This window comes from Streptomyces sp. NPDC079141 (assembly GCF_040686775.1).
Taxonomy (GTDB): domain Bacteria; phylum Actinomycetota; class Actinomycetes; order Streptomycetales; family Streptomycetaceae; genus Streptomyces.
The window spans coordinates 71,635-86,154 of sequence record NZ_JBFBLP010000006.1 but is presented as its reverse complement, the minus strand read 5'-3'; the positions used below and the strand labels follow the sequence as shown (position 1 = coordinate 86,154).

Below are 14,520 nucleotides of genomic sequence, written 5' to 3'. Positions count from 1 at the left end.
TCTGCTGCGTCGTGTGCCTCGGTTCTTCTGCTGGCGGTGAGCGGAGCGACCGCGTACAGTCTGCCCGCTGACGATCCGTCACCTCAGGAGCTCTTCGAGAAGGCCTCTCCCGCCACCGTGCACATCCTGGGCGAGATGGGCAGCGGAACCGGATTCGTCTACGACGCCGATGAGGGACTCATCCTCACCAACGCGCATGTCGTGGAGGGGGAGTCCGTCCTGAAAGCGGTCGTCGACGGGGGGAGCCCGGTCCCGCTGCGTGTGCTCGGCAGCGATCCCTGTGAGGATCTGGCGGTGCTGAAGCTCAACACCCTGCCGGAGGACCTGAAGGAGCTGGAGTTCGGCGACAGCGAGGAGGTGGAGGCCGGGGACACCGTGACGGCCATCGGCTACCCGCAGTCCCTGCAATCCGATACGGCCGCCGAGAAGCCTGTGTTCACCTCGGGCGCGGTGCAGTCCCCCGACGTCTCCGCCGACCCCGACCCGTACACCCTCCCGCACTACCCGGCCACGATCCAGCACTCCGCCACGGTGAACCCCGGGAACTCCGGAGGACCCCTGCTCGACAGCGACGGCAAGGTCGTGGGCATCAACAGCCTGGGCAACAGCGACGTGGAGAACCAGTACTACTCCATCACCGCCAAACACGCTCAGCGCTTCCTCGACCCGCTCGTCGAGGGCGACAAGAAGAACGCTCCCGGATGGTGGGTCAACTCCCTGGAGGATCCCGCCCTCAGCACCATCTGGGAGGACCCGCAGGACCAGCAGATCATCACCGACGCGCAGACGCAGCTCCTGGAGGAGGGCGTGCAGGGCCTGTTCGTCGTCAACACGTCCAGCAACTCCCCCGCCGAGGAGGCCGTGCTCGGCACGGGCGATGTGATCACCGCGATGAAGGACACCGCCGTGACCTCGGTGCCGGACATGTGCAATGTGCTGCAGTCGTCGGCGGCCGGCGAGCGGATCCGGATCGAGGGTGTGTACGGCCTGGACCTCGACGAGCCGGGAAACCAGGTCGGCCAGGCATGGCAGACCGACCTGGTCCTGTCCGGCAAACCCTAGGACCGGTCCAGGCGGAGGCGTTCGGCGCGCGGCAGACCGGCGACGACCAGGTCGTAGGAGTCCTCGATGAGCTCCCGCACCAGCCTGTCCGGGAGGTCGCCGTCGAGGGTGACCGTGTTCCAGTGCCGCTTGTTCATGTGGTAGCCGGGGGCGATCAGACCCTCGTACTCGCCGCGCAGCCGGATCGCGTCCTCCGGGTCGCACTTCAGGTTGACCTTCAGGGGCCGCGCGTCGATCCAGCTCAGCGCGAACATCTTGCCCAGCACCTTGAAGACCGAGATCTCCGGGGCGAAGGGGAAGTCCTCCTCCGCCGCGTTGAACGACAGACAGAAGTCGCGCAGCTCCTGCGGGGTCACTCGTCCTCCGGCTCTTCCCTCTGGGTGCCCACCGGCTCCACCAGCACGGTCACGATCTTGTTCCGGCGGCCGGCCGCGGCCTCGGCGGTCAGCCGGAGCTCCCGGCCGTCGGGCAGCTCGACCACGGACGAGGCCCCGGCGATGGGCACCCGGCCGAGGGCCTTGGCCAGCAGCCCGCCGACGGTCTCCACGTCCTCGTCGTCGTACTCGTCGAGGCCGTACAGCTCGCCCAGGTCGGTGATGTCGAGGCGGGCGGTGACCCGGTAGCGGTCCTCGCCCAGCTCCTCCACCGGCGGCAGCTCGCGGTCGTACTCGTCGGTGATCTCGCCGACGATCTCCTCAAGGATGTCCTCGATGGTGACGATGCCGGCCGTGCCGCCGTACTCGTCGATGACGACGGCCACGTGCGTGCGGTCCTTCTGCATCTCGCGCAGCAGGTCGCCGGCGTTCTTGGTGTCGGGCACGAAGGCCGCGGGCCGCATCGCCGTGGACACCAGTTCGCTCTCGGCGTCCCGGCTGATGTGCGTCTTGCGGACCAGGTCCTTCAGGTACACGATCCCGACGATGTCGTCCTCGTTCTCCCCGGTGACGGGGATGCGCGAGAAGCCCGACCTGAGCGCCAGGGTCAGGGCCTGGCGGATGGTCTTGTACCGCTCGATGACGACGAGATCGGTCCGCGGAACCATGACCTCCCGCACGAGCGTGTCGCCCAGCTCGAAGACCGAGTGCACCATCCGGCGCTCCTCGTCCTCGATGAGGGACTCCTTCTCGGCGAGGTCGACCAGCGCGCGCAGCTCCGCCTCGGAGGCGAAGGGGCCGCGGCGGAAGCCCTTGCCGGGGGTGAGGGCGTTGCCGATGAGGATCAGCAGCGGCGGGATCGGCCCCATCACCCGGGCGAGCGGCAGCAGCACATACGCGGCGGCCGTCGCCGTGTTCAGCGGATGCTGGCGCCCGATGGTGCGCGGCGATACACCGACCGCGACGTACGACACGAGCACCATCACGCCGATCGCGGCGAGCAGCGCCTGTGTGGTCCCGTCGATCTCGTTCAGACAGGCGTACGTCACCAGGGCGGCGGCGGCCATCTCGCAGGCGACGCGGACCAGCAGCGCCACGTTCAGATAGCGGGTCGGGTCGGCGGCGACCTGGGCGAGCTTCTCGCTGCCGCGCCGCCCGGACCGTACGGCCTCCTCGGCGCGGAAGCTGGAGACGCGGGCCAGGCCCGCCTCCGCGCAGGCGGCGAGCCAGGCGACGACGACCAGCGCGATCGCGCCGAGGACGAGTTGCGGGCTCATGACACGGTCGGCGCGGGGGACGGGCCGGTCATGCCCTTCTCCGCACGCCAGCCGTCCACGATGGCCGCCTGGAGGCCGAACATCTCGGCCTTCTCGTCCGGCTCCTCGTGGTCGTAGCCGAGCAGGTGCAGCACACCGTGGACGGTGAGCAGCTGGAGCTCCTCGTCCATGGTGTGCTGCGTCGGTGCCTCGGCGCCCTGCTTCGTGGCGACCTCGGGGCAGAGCACGATGTCGCCGAGGAGCCCCTGCGGGGGCTCGTCGTCGTCCTTGGACGGCGGCCGGAGCTCGTCCATCGGGAAGGACATGACATCGGTCGGCCCGGGCAGGTCCATCCACTGGATGTGCAGCTGCTCCATGGCGTCGGCGTCCACGACGATCACCGAGAGCTCGGAGAGCGGGTGGATGCGCATCCGTGCGAGCGCATAGCGGGCGATGTCGAGGATCGCCTGCTCATCGACCTCGGTTCCGGATTCGTTGTTGACGTCGATCGACATGGCGCTGTGCTTGTCTACTTCCCCTTGCGCGCGGACTTCGCCCGGCCGCCCTTGTGCGTGCCGTTCTCGGTGCCGTGCTTGCTGTCGTACAGCTCGTACGCGTCGACGATACGGCCGACGAGCTTGTGCCGGACGACATCGTGGGACGACAGCCGGGAGAAGTGGACGTCGTCCAGGCCCTCCAGGATGTCCTGCACCTGGCGCAGACCGGACTTCGTGCCGTTGGGCAGGTCGACCTGCGTCACATCACCCGTGATCACGATCTTCGAGTCGAAGCCGAGGCGGGTGAGGAACATCTTCATCTGTTCGGGGCTGGTGTTCTGGGCCTCGTCCAGGATGATGAAGGCGTCGTTGAGCGTACGGCCGCGCATGTAGGCCAGCGGCGCGACCTCGATGGTCCCGGCGGCCATCAGCCGGGGGATGGAGTCGGGGTCGAGCATGTCGTGCAGCGCGTCGTACAGCGGCCGCAGATACGGGTCGATCTTCTCGTAGAGCGTGCCGGGCAGGAAGCCCAGGCGCTCGCCCGCCTCGACCGCGGGCCGGGTCAGGATGATCCGGTTGACCTGCTTGGACTGAAGCGCCTGCACGGCCTTCGCCATGGCGAGATAGGTCTTGCCGGTACCGGCCGGGCCGATGCCGAAGACGATCGTGTGCTTGTCGATCGCGTCGACGTACCGCTTCTGGTTGAGCGTCTTGGGCCGGATCGTGCGGCCTCTCGACGACAGGATGTTCTGGGTGAGCACCTCGGCCGGGGTCTCGGCGGGCCCCTCGCCGTTCTCGCTCGCCCGGAGCATGGCGATCGAGCGTTCCACTGCGTCCTCCGTCATCGGCTGACCGGTGCGGAGCACCAGCATCATCTCGTCGAACAGGCGCTGGATGAGAGCGACTTCCCTGCTGTCGCCGACCGCGCTGATCTCATTGCCCCGGACATGTATGTCGACCGCCGGGAAGGCCTTCTCGATCACGCGCAGCAGGGAGTCGCCGGACCCCAGCACGGTCACCATGGGGTGCTGGGCGGGGACGGTGAACTGAGCTCGTGCCTGCCCCTGCGCGGGTGTGTGAGCTGTGGGTGTCTGAGTCATGGGCCGGCGCTGTAGGCCTTGCTCGTCCTCCTCGAAAGGGTGTCCGCCCCAGGGGCGGCCTGGCGATTTCCAGGGTACGCCGGGGGACTGACAACCTCGTAGGGCTTTTCACACCGGGCCCGGCAGCACCTCGGACGGCGCCGCCCGGGCCCGGTATCCGTCCGGGGACGGACGGAGGCGGTACCTTGCCCGCCGGCCGCCGGCGCGCTCGGGCGGACCTCTGGAGGGCCGGTGCCGCCGAGCCGCAACCGCACCTCCCGCACCAGCGCCTCCGCGTCCCGGCGGAACGTCCCGGGCCTGCGCGGCCGCAGCACGTCGTTCGCCCTGGCCGCCCCCCTCCCGGACACCGCCCGCCCGGTCATGCCCGGCAGCGCCTGTGCGCGCTGCCCCGCCGTCGTCTCCCGCGCCCGGCGGCCGCGATCCGGACGACGCCCTCGGCGGAGCCCTGCGGGACTTCGCCGACGCGGCCGGTGGCGAGCCGGGCCGTGGGGAGCGTTCCGTGCGGTCAGGGCCGGTGCACCGACATGTCCTGGAGGCCCACCACGCGCAGCAGCCGCAAGCGCTCGTGGGACTCCGTGCCCGGCCGGGCCGTGTGGATGACCAGCAGCTGGTGGTCGCCGTGGCTGAGGAGGATCTCGCAGTCCAGCTCCAGCAGGCCCACCAGCGGGTGCCGGAAGCGTTTGGTGGAGCTCTGCCGCACGGCCACCTCGTGCTTCTCCCACAGCAGGGCGAACTCCTCGCTGCCGGAACGCAGTTCGGCCACCAGCGCGGCCGGCTCCGGGTCGTCCGGGCGGGCCGCCGCCACCGCCCGCAGGTTCGCCACATGGCTGCGCGCGTGCTCCGCCCGGTCCTCCGGCGGGAACAGCTCACGCGCCTCGGGGTCCAGGAAGTAGCGGCGCAGCAGATTGCGCTCGCGCGGCGGCCGGGCCAGGACGTCGCCGGACAGCGCCTTCGCCATCGTGTTCTGCGCCAGCACCTCCCCGCAGTCGCTCACCACCTGGGCCGGGGTGTCGTGCAGCCGGTCCAGGACCAGCAGCAGACCCGGGCGGACATGCGCGGAGCCGCCCGGCCGGCGCGGCGGCTCCTCGCCCGCCAGATGGAAGAGGTGGTCGCGCCCGTCGTCGGTCAGGCGCAGCGCCCGGGCCAGCGCCGTCAGCATCTGGCGGGACGGGCGCGGCCCCCGGGACTGCTCAAGCCGCGTGTAGTAGTCGACCGACATCCCGGCCAGCGAGGCCACCTCCTCGCGGCGCAGGCCGGGCGTGCGGCGCCGGGCGCCCGCCGCCAGGCCCACGTCGGACGGTTCCAGGCGGGCACGGCCGCGGCGCAGGAAGTCGGCGAGTTCGGCTCGGTTCACCCCTCCAGCCTGCGCGAAGCCGCGCGCCTTATCCAGGGACTGCCGATCCCCTGATCGGAAGGTCTCTCCCGGCCCGGACGCCACCGCCCCAGGCTGGTCACCAAGCCGAACAGAGGAGCAACACCATGCTGACGTTGGTGACAGGCGTGACCGGCCAGGTGGGCCGCCGCTTCGTACCGAGGCTGCTGGCGCGGACGGACCGGCGGACGGACCAGGTACGGGTGCTGGTACGGGACGAGGCCCGGGGCGAGCCCTTCGCGGAACGGGGCGCCCAGGTCGTCGTAGGTGATCTGCGCGACGAGGAGGCCCTCGCCAAGGCGGTCGCCGGGGTGGACGCGGTCGTCAACGTCGCGGCCTCCTTCCGCGGGGTGCCGGACGAGGAGGCGTGGGCCGTCAACCGGGAGGCGGCGGTGGAACTGGGCCGCGCCGCGCTGGCCTCCGGCGTACGGCGCTTCGTGCAGCTCAGCACGGGGCTCGTGTACGGCGAGGGCCGGGGCCGCCCGGTGACCGAGGAGGACGAGAGCCGCCCCGGAGGCCGGATGTGGGGCGCCTACCCCGAGGCCAAGGCCATGGCCGAACGCGAACTGCTCGCTCTGGACGGCATGGACGTACGGATCGCCCGCCTCCCCTTCGTCTACGGCGAGGGCGACCCGCACCTGGCCCAGTCCCTGATGTGGGCCGCGCACTGGGCGGCGACCCAGCGCCTCCACATGGGCCACCACGCGGATGTGGCCCAGGGGCTCCTGCGCATCCTCCACGCGCCCGGCGCCGACGGCCGGATCTACAACATCGCCGACGACGCCCCGGTCACGGCGGTGGAGCTGCACCAGCTCAACGGGGTCGAGATCCCCGCCGAGCTGTACGACCGCACGGACCCCGACCCCTGGGCCGTGATCATGTCCACCGAGCGGATCCGCCGGGAGCTGGGCTATCGCCCCCTCTACCCCTCGGCCTGGTCGGCCCGGGAGGCGGGCGCGCTCTGAGCCCGCAGCACGTCGCGGAACCAGCCGTACGACGCCTTCGGAGTCCTCTGCAGCGTCTCGAAGTCGACGTGCACCAGCCCGAACCGCCGGGCGTACCCCTCCGCCCACTCGAAGTTGTCCAGCAGTGACCAGACGAGGTACCCGCGGATGTCCACACCCGCATCGGCCGCCCGGTGCAGCGCGCGGATGTGGCCGTCCAGGTAGGCGATCCGGTTCCGGTCGTCGATGCCCTCGTACGAGCAGCCGTTCTCGGTGATGACGATGGGCGGGAGCCGGTCGCCGTAGCGCTCGCGGAAGCCGGTGAGCAGCTCGGTCAGCGCCTCCGGTACCACGGGCCAGCCGAAGTCGGTCACCGGGACGTCCTCGATCTGCCGTACGGAGAAGGGGAGTTCGGCGGGAATGGTCACGCCGCCGAACTCGATGTCGGCGCCCTGCGGGGCGCCCACCCGGGTCGGGGCGTAATAGTTGATGCCGTAGAAGTCGAGCGGCTCCCCGATGACCTTGAGGTCGGCGGCGACGTCCCCGGGCATCAACTCGCCGAGGCCCTCCGGGTATTCGCCGAGCAGCACGGGATCGGCGAACAGCCGGTTCAGCAGCAGGTCGTAGAAGCCGGCCGCCTCCAGGTCGGCCGGTTCCCGGGACGCGGGCCAGGTCGGACCGTGCGAGTTGGCGATCCCGATGTCGTCGGCCCCGGCCGCGCGCAGCGCCCGTACGGCCAGTCCGTGGGCCAGCAGCTGATGGTGGGCGGCCGGCAGGGCGTCGAACATCAGCTGCCTGCCGGGCGCGTGGACGCCGAGCGCATGCCCGAACAGGGTGTGCTCGGCGGGCTCGTTGATGGTGATCCACTTCTTGACGCGGTCACCCAGCCGGTCGGCGACGACCGACACGTACTCGGCGAGCCGCGAGGCGGTGTCCCGCTCCAGCCAGTCCAGTCCGGCCGGCAGATCCCAGTGGAAGAGCGTGGGGACCGGGCGGACGCCCGCCGCGCACAGCTCGTCGACCAGCCGGTCGTAGAAGTCGAGACCGCCGGCGGACCGGACCCTCGGCCAGGACACGGAGAAGCGGTACGCGCCGACGCCAAGGCCTGCCAGCAGCGCCACGTCCTCGCGGTAGCGGTGGTAGTGGTCGCAGGCCACCGCCGCCGTGGAGCCGTCCTTCACCGCGAAGCCGTCCCACACGGACGGCTCCCGGAGATCGGCCGCGCCCTCGATCTGATGGGCCGAGGTCGACACGCCCCACAGGAAGCCGCCCGGGAACTGAGGTATCGGATCAGTCGCCATGCGCCGGATCATCCGTACCGCGGGTAACGGAAGTCAACGGCCGGGCGTGAAGAACCCGTTACGCCCCTTCCTTGAGAACCTTTGTGATCAGCTTCCGCTGCTCCTCGCTGAGCCGGGGATCCGCGCAGTACACCGTCTTCCCGTCCACGGTGATCTGGTAGCTGAAGCCGTCCGGAACGCCGACGGGCGGCGTGCCCCGGCCGCCGGCGACCGCCTTCTCGGCCAGGGCCTGCCACTCGGACGCGTCGGGCCGCCCCGAGGTCTCCACCTCGGCGAACCGCTCGATGCCCGCAAATCCGCCGGTGCGCCTCACCTGAATACGCATGAGGACCTGTCTAGTACGGATTCACAGGGTGCGCACCCCGACCTGCTCCCAGGCCTTCAGCACCGCCTGGAGCTCCTCGCCGCCGTCGCCGTACCGTGCCTTCGCGGCATCGACGGTCAGCTTGGCGAAGTCGGCGAACAGTGCCTGGGACTTCAGCTCGCCCCCGGTCAGCACGTCGTACCAGATCTGTCCGGCGCGCTCCCAGGCGTGGCCGCCGAGGGCGGTGGCCGCGAGGAAGAACGCGTGGTTGGGGATGCCGGAGTTGATGTGGACTCCGCCGTTGTCGCGGCCGGTGCGGACGTAGTCGTCCATGGTCGCGGGCTGCGGGTCCTTGCCGAGGACGTCGTCGTCGTAGGCCGTGCCCGGCTCCTTCATGGAGCGCAGGGCCTTTCCGGTGACGCGCGGGGCGAGCAGGCCCGCGCCGATCAGCCAGTCGGCCTCGGCGGCGGTCTGCCCGAGCGTGTACTGCTTGATGAGCGCGCCGAAGACATCCGACATCGACTCGTTCAGCGCGCCGGGCTGGCCGAAGTAGGTCAGGTTCGCGGTGTACTGCGTGACGCCGTGGGCCAGTTCGTGCCCGATGACGTCGATCGGGATGGTGAAGTCGAGGAAGATCTCGCCGTCCCCGTCGCCGAACACCATCTGCTCGCCGTTCCAGAAGGCGTTGTTGTAGTCCTTCTCGTAGTGCACGGTCGCGTCGAGCGGCAGTCCGCCGCCGTCGATCGAGTTGCGCTCGTAGGCCTTCAGGAACAGCTCGAAGGTGGCGCCGAGACCGGCGTAGGCACGGTTGACGGTGGCGTCCTTGCCGGGCTCCTCGCCCTCGCCGCGGACCTGGCGGCCGGGCAGGTCGGTGCCGTGCCGGGCGTCGTAGATCGTGCGCTGCGGCTTGTCCGGCTCCGCCCCGACGGGCGGGGCCACGGACGGTGCGCCGAGGACGGTGGTCAGCCGGCGGTGGGTGCGCTCGTAGGCGTCTCGCTGGAGGGTCCGGCGGGCCGGACCGGCGAGCACGGGGTCCTCGGCCTGGGCGAGCTTGTCGAGGACGTGGGGCGGTACGACGGTGCAGAAAACGGGCACGTGGCCCCCGTTGGTCGTCATGCCCGGCACCCTTGCACTGCGTTATGCCGCTGTCACTACCCGCAACCATGATTGGTGAAATGTGCCGACAAGACGCCCGTCCAGCGGTCACGGAGTGGTATGGCGCACTTTTCGTCCAGTTTGTCCCGCCGGTCCCGCATACTGATACGCACCGCCGTATCCGGAGAGGGCTCGGCTAGCATGCGGAGCATCATGCATTTCGGGCTGCTCCTCCTTAGCTGCCGCGGCGAGGGCCTGTAGTCGAGGCCGACCCCCTCCCCGCGGTGCTTGGCGTTGCGTCGTCGGCCGTCCTTCCGGACACCTTGAGGAGCCCGAAGCATCATGGCGAATCGCCAGCAGCCCAGCCCCATGCCGATCCACAAGTACGGTCAGTACGACCAGGTCGACATCCCGGACCGTACCTGGCCGAACAACCGGATCACCGTCGCTCCCCGCTGGCTCTCCACGGACCTGCGCGACGGCAACCAGGCCCTGATCGACCCCATGTCGCCCGAGCGCAAGCGCCGGATGTTCGACCAGCTGGTCAAGATGGGCTACAAGGAGATCGAGGTCGGCTTCCCGGCCTCCGGCCAGACCGACTTCGACTTCGTGCGCTCCATCATCGAGGAGCCGGGCGCGATCCCCGACGACGTCACCATCTCCGTACTGACCCAGGCCCGTGAGGACCTGATCGAGCGCACGGTGGAGTCCCTGAAGGGCGCCAAGCGCGCGACGGTCCACCTGTACAACGCCACCGCCCCGGTCTTCCGCCGGGTGGTGTTCCGCGGCTCCAAGGACGACATCAAGCAGATCGCCGTCGACGGCACCCGCCTGGTGATGGAGTACGCCGAGAAGCTGCTGGGCCCGGAGACCGAGTTCGGCTACCAGTACTCGCCGGAGATCTTCACCGACACCGAGCTGGACTTCGCGCTGGAGGTCTGCGAGGCGGTGATGGACGTCTACCAGCCGGGCCCGGGCCGCGAGATCATCCTCAACCTGCCCGCCACGGTGGAGCGTTCGACGCCGTCCACGCACGCGGACCGCTTCGAGTGGATGAGCCGCAACCTGTCGCGCCGCGAGTACGTCTGCGTCTCCGTCCACCCGCACAACGACCGCGGTACGGCCGTCGCGGCGGCCGAGCTGGCGCTGATGGCCGGCGCCGACCGCGTCGAGGGCTGTCTGTTCGGGCAGGGCGAGCGCACCGGCAACGTCGACCTGGTCACCCTGGGCATGAACCTGTTCTCGCAGGGCGTCGACCCGCAGATCGACTTCTCCGACATCGACGAGATCCGTCGTACGTGGGAGTACTGCAACCAGATGGAGGTCCACCCGCGCCACCCGTACGTGGGCGACCTGGTCTACACGTCCTTCTCCGGCTCCCACCAGGACGCCATCAAGAAGGGCTTCGACGCGATGGAGGCCGACGCGGCCGCCAAGGGCGTCACGGTGGACGACATCGAGTGGGCCGTCCCCTACCTGCCGATCGACCCGAAGGACGTCGGCCGCTCCTACGAGGCGGTCATCCGGGTCAACTCGCAGTCCGGCAAGGGCGGTATCGCGTACGTCCTGAAGAACGACCACAAGCTGGACCTGCCGCGCCGGATGCAGATCGAGTTCTCGAAGATCATCCAGGCGAAGACGGACGCCGAGGGCGGCGAGGTCACCGGCGGCGACATCTGGGCCGTCTTCCAGGACGAGTACCTGCCGAACCCCGGGAACGCGTGGGGTCGTATTCAGGTCAAGAACAACCAGTCGACCACCGACACCGACGGCGTGGACACGCTGAAGGTGGAGGCCACGGTCGACGGCCAGGACACCGTCCTGACCGGTTCCGGCAACGGTCCGATCTCGGCCTTCTTCGACGCCCTGCAGTCCATCGGCATCGACGTACGCCTGCTGGACTACCAGGAGCACACGATGAGCGAGGGTGCGTCCGCGCAGGCCGCCTCCTACATCGAATGCGCGATCGACGACAAGGTTCTGTGGGGCATCGGCATCGACGCGAACACGACGCGTGCCTCGCTGAAGGCCGTTGTTTCGGCCGTCAACCGCGCTACGCGCTGACCAGCCTGACCGGCGGTTTGGGACCCCGTTCGCCGTTTTGCCGGCGGGCGGGGTCCCGTCGTATACCGGCCAATGACCATGCAGGTCACGGAAAGGTCTCGTCCGGGGTACTGACTCCGCCTCTTGTATGTGGCTAACATCACGCAAGCGCGGCGATGTTGCCGCGGGGTTTCGCGGAGGTGCGACGTGCTGCCAGGACGGGGACGAAACGGCCGTGCCGCGAGGCCTGCCCGGATTCTGGGGACCCGCACCGCGTGGACGACCGTCGGCGACGGCGAGTTCTTCTGTCCCGGCTGCGGAGGCGACCGCAACTACCAGCGGCTGACCGGACGACGCCGCTTCACCATGCTCGGGGTGCCCGTGCTGCCGCGCGGCGAGACCGGACCGGTCGTGGAGTGCGCCGCCTGCCGCCGCCACTTCGGCACCGACGTCCTCGACCACCCGACCACCACCCGCTTCTCCGCGATGCTCCGCGACGCCGTCCACACCGTCGCCCTGGCCGTGCTCGCGGCGGGCGGCCCCTGCGCCCGTACGGCGCTGGAGTCGGCGGCGGTCACGGTCCGCGCGGCCGGCTTCGACGACTGCACCGAGGAACAGCTCGACGCCCTGGTCGAGGCGCTGGCCGCGGACACCGGCCGGATCGCCGGCGAGCCCTGCGGGGCCGGTCTGGCCATAGAGCTGCACGAGGCCCTGGACCCGCTCGCCCCGCACCTGGCCCCCGCCGGCCGCGAGTCGATCCTCCTCCAGGGCGCCCGCATCGCCCTGGCCGACGGCCCCTACACGCCCGCCGAACGCGAGGTCCTCAGCACCGTCGGCGCGGCCCTCACCATCTGCGGCGACGACGTGACCCGGCTGCTGGCGGCGGCGCGTACGCCGTCCTGATACTCCCGCGGGAGTAACGCCCCCGCGGCATCACCCCCGGCAGTACTCCGCAACTCGCCCTCACGCCCGACGATCGGGCCCCCTCGCGCCGGGAGTCTGGAGACGAACCAGACCACCCGACCGGAGGGAGGCCCGTCTCATGGGGGCCGTTAGGACAGCCGTACGACGTCGGCGGGGCGTTCCCTGGCTTGTGCTCGGGCTGTGGATCGCCGTGCTGGCGATCACCTCGCCGTTCGCCTCGAAACTGGAGGACGTGCAGCGCGACCGCGCCGTCGACTACCTGCCGGCCAGTGCCGACTCCACGCAGGTCGCGAAGCTCCAGGAGCAGCTGCCGGGCGGCGAGACCACGCAGATGGTGGTGGTCTACCACCGCGACGGCGGACTGACCGCCGCCGACAAGGCCACCGCCGCCGACCAGATCGCCGAGATCGCGGGCGCCCACCGGCTCACCGGCGACCCGGCCGCCGTCCCGTCCAGGGACGGCACCACCCTGATGTACCCGGTGGCCAGCAACGAACCCGGGACGGACGAGAAGCTCCGGGACGAACTCGTCAACGACGTCCGGGACGTGGCCGTCGGCGGCGACGGGCTCAGCGTCGAGGTCGGCGGCGAGGGAGCGCTCGCCACCGACGCAGCCGAGGTCTACAACTCGCTCGACGGACCGCTGCTTTACACCACCGTCGCGGTCGTCGCGCTGCTGCTGATCCTGATCTACCGCAGCCCGTTCCTGTGGCTGGTGCCGCTGGTCGTCGCGGGCACGGCCAACTACCTGTCGACGGGCGTCGCCTACGGGCTCAACCAGTGGTTCGGCACCTCGGTGACCGGCCAGAGCACCGGCATCATGACGATCCTCGTGTTCGGCGCGGGCACCGACTACGCCCTGCTGCTCGTCGCCCGCTACCGCGAGGAACTGCGCCGCATCGAGCGCCCGTACGAGGCCATGGTCGCCGCCCTGCGCGGCTGCGGGCCCGCCGTGCTGGCCTCCTCCGGCACCGTCGCCGCCGGTCTGCTCTGTCTGCTCGCCGCCGACCTCAACTCCAGCCGCGGCATGGGCCCGCTCGGCACCGTCGGCGTGCTGTGCGCCCTCGTCGCCATGCTGACCCTGCTGCCGGCCGTCCTGGTCCTGCTCGGCCGCCGCGTCTTCTGGCCGCTGATCCCGCGCTACGGCAGCACCCCCAAGGCCCGCCGCTCCCTGTTCGCGGCGATGGGCAGCTCCGCCGGACGCCGCCCGCTGACCGTCCTGGCCGGCGGCGGTCTCCTGCTCGGTGTGCTGGCGCTCGGCACCCTCAACCTGCCCGACGCCATCAAGCAGGAGGACTCCTTCACCAGCAAGCCCGACGCGGTCGCCGCCATGGAGACCCTCAACCGCGCCTACCCCGAGCGCGGCACCCAGCCCATCAGCGTCATCACCCCCGCCGACCGCGCCGAGACCACCCTGGCCGACATCCGTGGCACCGAGGGCGTCGACAGCGCCGAAACGGGACGCAGCAGCGAGGGCTGGACCGAGATCTCCGTCATCGCCAAGGACGCTCCCCAGTCCGCCGGGGAGACCGCGACCATCGAGAACCTGCGCGACGGACTCGACGGCTCCTACGTCGGCGGACCGAGCGCCGAACAGATCGACCTGAAGGACACCAACGCCCGCGACCGGATGGTCGTCGTACCGCTCGTGCTGGTGTCCGTGCTGCTCATCCTGGTCGTCCTGCTGCGCTCGCTCGTCGCGCCCCTGCTCCTGGTGGCGGCCGTGGTCGCCGTGTGGGGCGCCGCCCTCGGCATCGGCGGACTCGTCTTCGGACCCGTCTTCGGCTTCGAGGGCACCGATCCCGGCCTCGGACTCCTCTCCTTCGTCTTCCTGGTGGCGCTCGGCGTCGACTACGGCATCTTCCTGATGCACCGGATGCGCGAGGAATCCCTGAACGGCGCCGAACCCGTCGCCGCCGCGCTCACCGCGCTGCGCACCACGGGCGGGGTCATCGCCTCCGCCGGACTCGTCCTCGCCGCCACCTTCGCGGTGCTCACCAACATGCCGCTGGTGCAGCTCGTCGAACTCGGCTTCGTCATCGCGGTGGGCGTGCTGCTCGACACCTTCCTGGTCCGCACCTACCTGGTGACCAGCGCCGCCGTCGCGCTGCGCCGCAAGGTGTGGTGGCCGGGCGCCCTGTCCCGCGAACCCGAGACGCCGACGCCGCCGAAGGAGCCGGAGCGGCTGGAAGCGGTGACGCACTGAACCGGACCGACCGGCGCCCCTCCTCTCCCGGAGGGGCGCCGT

At 70.5% G+C, this 14,520-nt stretch carries 13 protein-coding genes; 5 read left to right on the top strand and 8 right to left on the bottom strand.

Annotated features, from left to right (window positions below; translation table 11 throughout):
- Positions 1-36: 36 nt before the first annotated feature.
- Entirely contained in the window at positions 37-1,062 is a 1,026-nt protein-coding gene (locus AB0Q90_RS18965) for a trypsin-like peptidase domain-containing protein (protein WP_363160162.1), read from the top strand.
- Here the strand turns inward: AB0Q90_RS18965 and AB0Q90_RS18960 are convergent.
- The 5 genes from AB0Q90_RS18960 to AB0Q90_RS18940 form a co-directional block, all read right to left on the bottom strand.
- Entirely contained in the window at positions 1,059-1,418 is a 360-nt protein-coding gene (locus AB0Q90_RS18960) for an MmcQ/YjbR family DNA-binding protein (RefSeq protein WP_363160161.1), read from the bottom strand. The two genes, AB0Q90_RS18965 and AB0Q90_RS18960, sit on opposite strands and share 4 nt — an antisense overlap.
- Positions 1,415-2,713 carry a hemolysin family protein gene (locus AB0Q90_RS18955; protein WP_363160160.1) on the bottom strand — a complete coding sequence of 433 codons (1,299 nt, stop codon included), beginning with the start codon at positions 2,711-2,713 and terminating at the stop codon, positions 1,415-1,417. The genes AB0Q90_RS18960 and AB0Q90_RS18955 overlap by 4 nt, the downstream gene beginning before the upstream one ends.
- Positions 2,710-3,207, bottom strand: a complete 498-nt coding sequence (gene ybeY, locus AB0Q90_RS18950; protein WP_363160159.1) for an rRNA maturation RNase YbeY — start codon at positions 3,205-3,207, stop codon at positions 2,710-2,712. The genes AB0Q90_RS18955 and ybeY overlap by 4 nt, the downstream gene beginning before the upstream one ends.
- 14 nt (positions 3,208-3,221) lie before the next feature.
- The gene (locus AB0Q90_RS18945; RefSeq protein WP_363160158.1) at positions 3,222-4,289 is read right to left on the bottom strand and encodes a PhoH family protein; all 1,068 of its coding nucleotides are present in this window, start codon (positions 4,287-4,289) and stop codon (positions 3,222-3,224) included.
- 505 nt (positions 4,290-4,794) lie between these two features.
- Positions 4,795-5,643 (bottom strand): helix-turn-helix transcriptional regulator, encoded by an 849-nt coding sequence (locus tag AB0Q90_RS18940; protein WP_363160157.1) that lies wholly within the window; start codon positions 5,641-5,643, stop codon positions 4,795-4,797.
- A gap of 125 nt (positions 5,644-5,768) precedes the next feature.
- On the opposite strand from AB0Q90_RS18940, the gene AB0Q90_RS18935 reads away from it, so the two are divergent.
- On the top strand, positions 5,769-6,626 hold the full coding sequence (locus tag AB0Q90_RS18935; protein WP_363160156.1) for an NAD-dependent epimerase/dehydratase family protein: 858 nt from the start codon (positions 5,769-5,771) through the stop codon (positions 6,624-6,626).
- On the opposite strand, the gene AB0Q90_RS18930 is transcribed toward AB0Q90_RS18935, so the two are convergent.
- From AB0Q90_RS18930 to AB0Q90_RS18920, 3 genes are read right to left on the bottom strand one after another with little or no spacing between them, the layout of a single operon-like run.
- Positions 6,584-7,918 carry a GH1 family beta-glucosidase gene (locus AB0Q90_RS18930; protein ID WP_363160155.1) on the bottom strand — a complete coding sequence of 445 codons (1,335 nt, stop codon included), beginning with the start codon at positions 7,916-7,918 and terminating at the stop codon, positions 6,584-6,586. The two genes, AB0Q90_RS18935 and AB0Q90_RS18930, sit on opposite strands and share 43 nt — an antisense overlap.
- Before the next feature lie 46 nt (positions 7,919-7,964).
- Entirely contained in the window at positions 7,965-8,231 is a 267-nt protein-coding gene (locus tag AB0Q90_RS18925; RefSeq protein ID WP_363160154.1) for a protealysin inhibitor emfourin, read from the bottom strand.
- A gap of 21 nt (positions 8,232-8,252) precedes the next feature.
- Entirely contained in the window at positions 8,253-9,326 is a 1,074-nt protein-coding gene (locus AB0Q90_RS18920; RefSeq protein ID WP_363160153.1) for a M4 family metallopeptidase, read from the bottom strand.
- A 321-nt stretch (positions 9,327-9,647) separates the two neighbouring features.
- On the opposite strand from AB0Q90_RS18920, the gene leuA reads away from it, so the two are divergent.
- The 3 genes from leuA to AB0Q90_RS18905 all read left to right on the top strand — a co-directional run bounded on the left by leuA (position 9,648) and on the right by AB0Q90_RS18905 (position 14,478).
- Entirely contained in the window at positions 9,648-11,369 is a 1,722-nt protein-coding gene (leuA, locus tag AB0Q90_RS18915; RefSeq protein WP_363160152.1) for a 2-isopropylmalate synthase, read from the top strand.
- 186 nt (positions 11,370-11,555) lie between these two features.
- Entirely contained in the window at positions 11,556-12,251 is a 696-nt protein-coding gene (locus AB0Q90_RS18910) for a TerB family tellurite resistance protein (protein ID WP_363160151.1), read from the top strand.
- A 139-nt stretch (positions 12,252-12,390) separates the two neighbouring features.
- The gene (locus AB0Q90_RS18905) at positions 12,391-14,478 is read left to right on the top strand and encodes an MMPL family transporter (protein ID WP_363160150.1); all 2,088 of its coding nucleotides are present in this window, start codon (positions 12,391-12,393) and stop codon (positions 14,476-14,478) included.
- The last annotated feature ends 42 nt before the right edge of the window (positions 14,479-14,520 follow it).

What these genes read in the sequence shown, in the direction of transcription:
- AB0Q90_RS18955 (WP_363160160.1), bottom strand. Translation starts at nt 2,713, where the DNA reads ATGAGCCCGCAACTCGTCCTCGGCGCGATCGCGCTGGTCGTCGTCGCC.
- AB0Q90_RS18905 (WP_363160150.1), top strand. Translation starts at nt 12,391, where the DNA reads ATGGGGGCCGTTAGGACAGCCGTACGACGTCGGCGGGGCGTTCCCTGG.
- leuA (WP_363160152.1), top strand. Translation starts at nt 9,648, where the DNA reads ATGGCGAATCGCCAGCAGCCCAGCCCCATGCCGATCCACAAGTACGGT.
- AB0Q90_RS18920 (WP_363160153.1), bottom strand. Translation starts at nt 9,326, where the DNA reads ATGACGACCAACGGGGGCCACGTGCCCGTTTTCTGCACCGTCGTACCG.
- AB0Q90_RS18935 (WP_363160156.1), top strand. Translation starts at nt 5,769, where the DNA reads ATGCTGACGTTGGTGACAGGCGTGACCGGCCAGGTGGGCCGCCGCTTC.
- ybeY (WP_363160159.1), bottom strand. Translation starts at nt 3,207, where the DNA reads ATGTCGATCGACGTCAACAACGAATCCGGAACCGAGGTCGATGAGCAG.
- AB0Q90_RS18925 (WP_363160154.1), bottom strand. Translation starts at nt 8,231, where the DNA reads ATGCGTATTCAGGTGAGGCGCACCGGCGGATTTGCGGGCATCGAGCGG.
- AB0Q90_RS18945 (WP_363160158.1), bottom strand. Translation starts at nt 4,289, where the DNA reads ATGACTCAGACACCCACAGCTCACACACCCGCGCAGGGGCAGGCACGA.
- AB0Q90_RS18930 (WP_363160155.1), bottom strand. Translation starts at nt 7,918, where the DNA reads ATGATCCGGCGCATGGCGACTGATCCGATACCTCAGTTCCCGGGCGGC.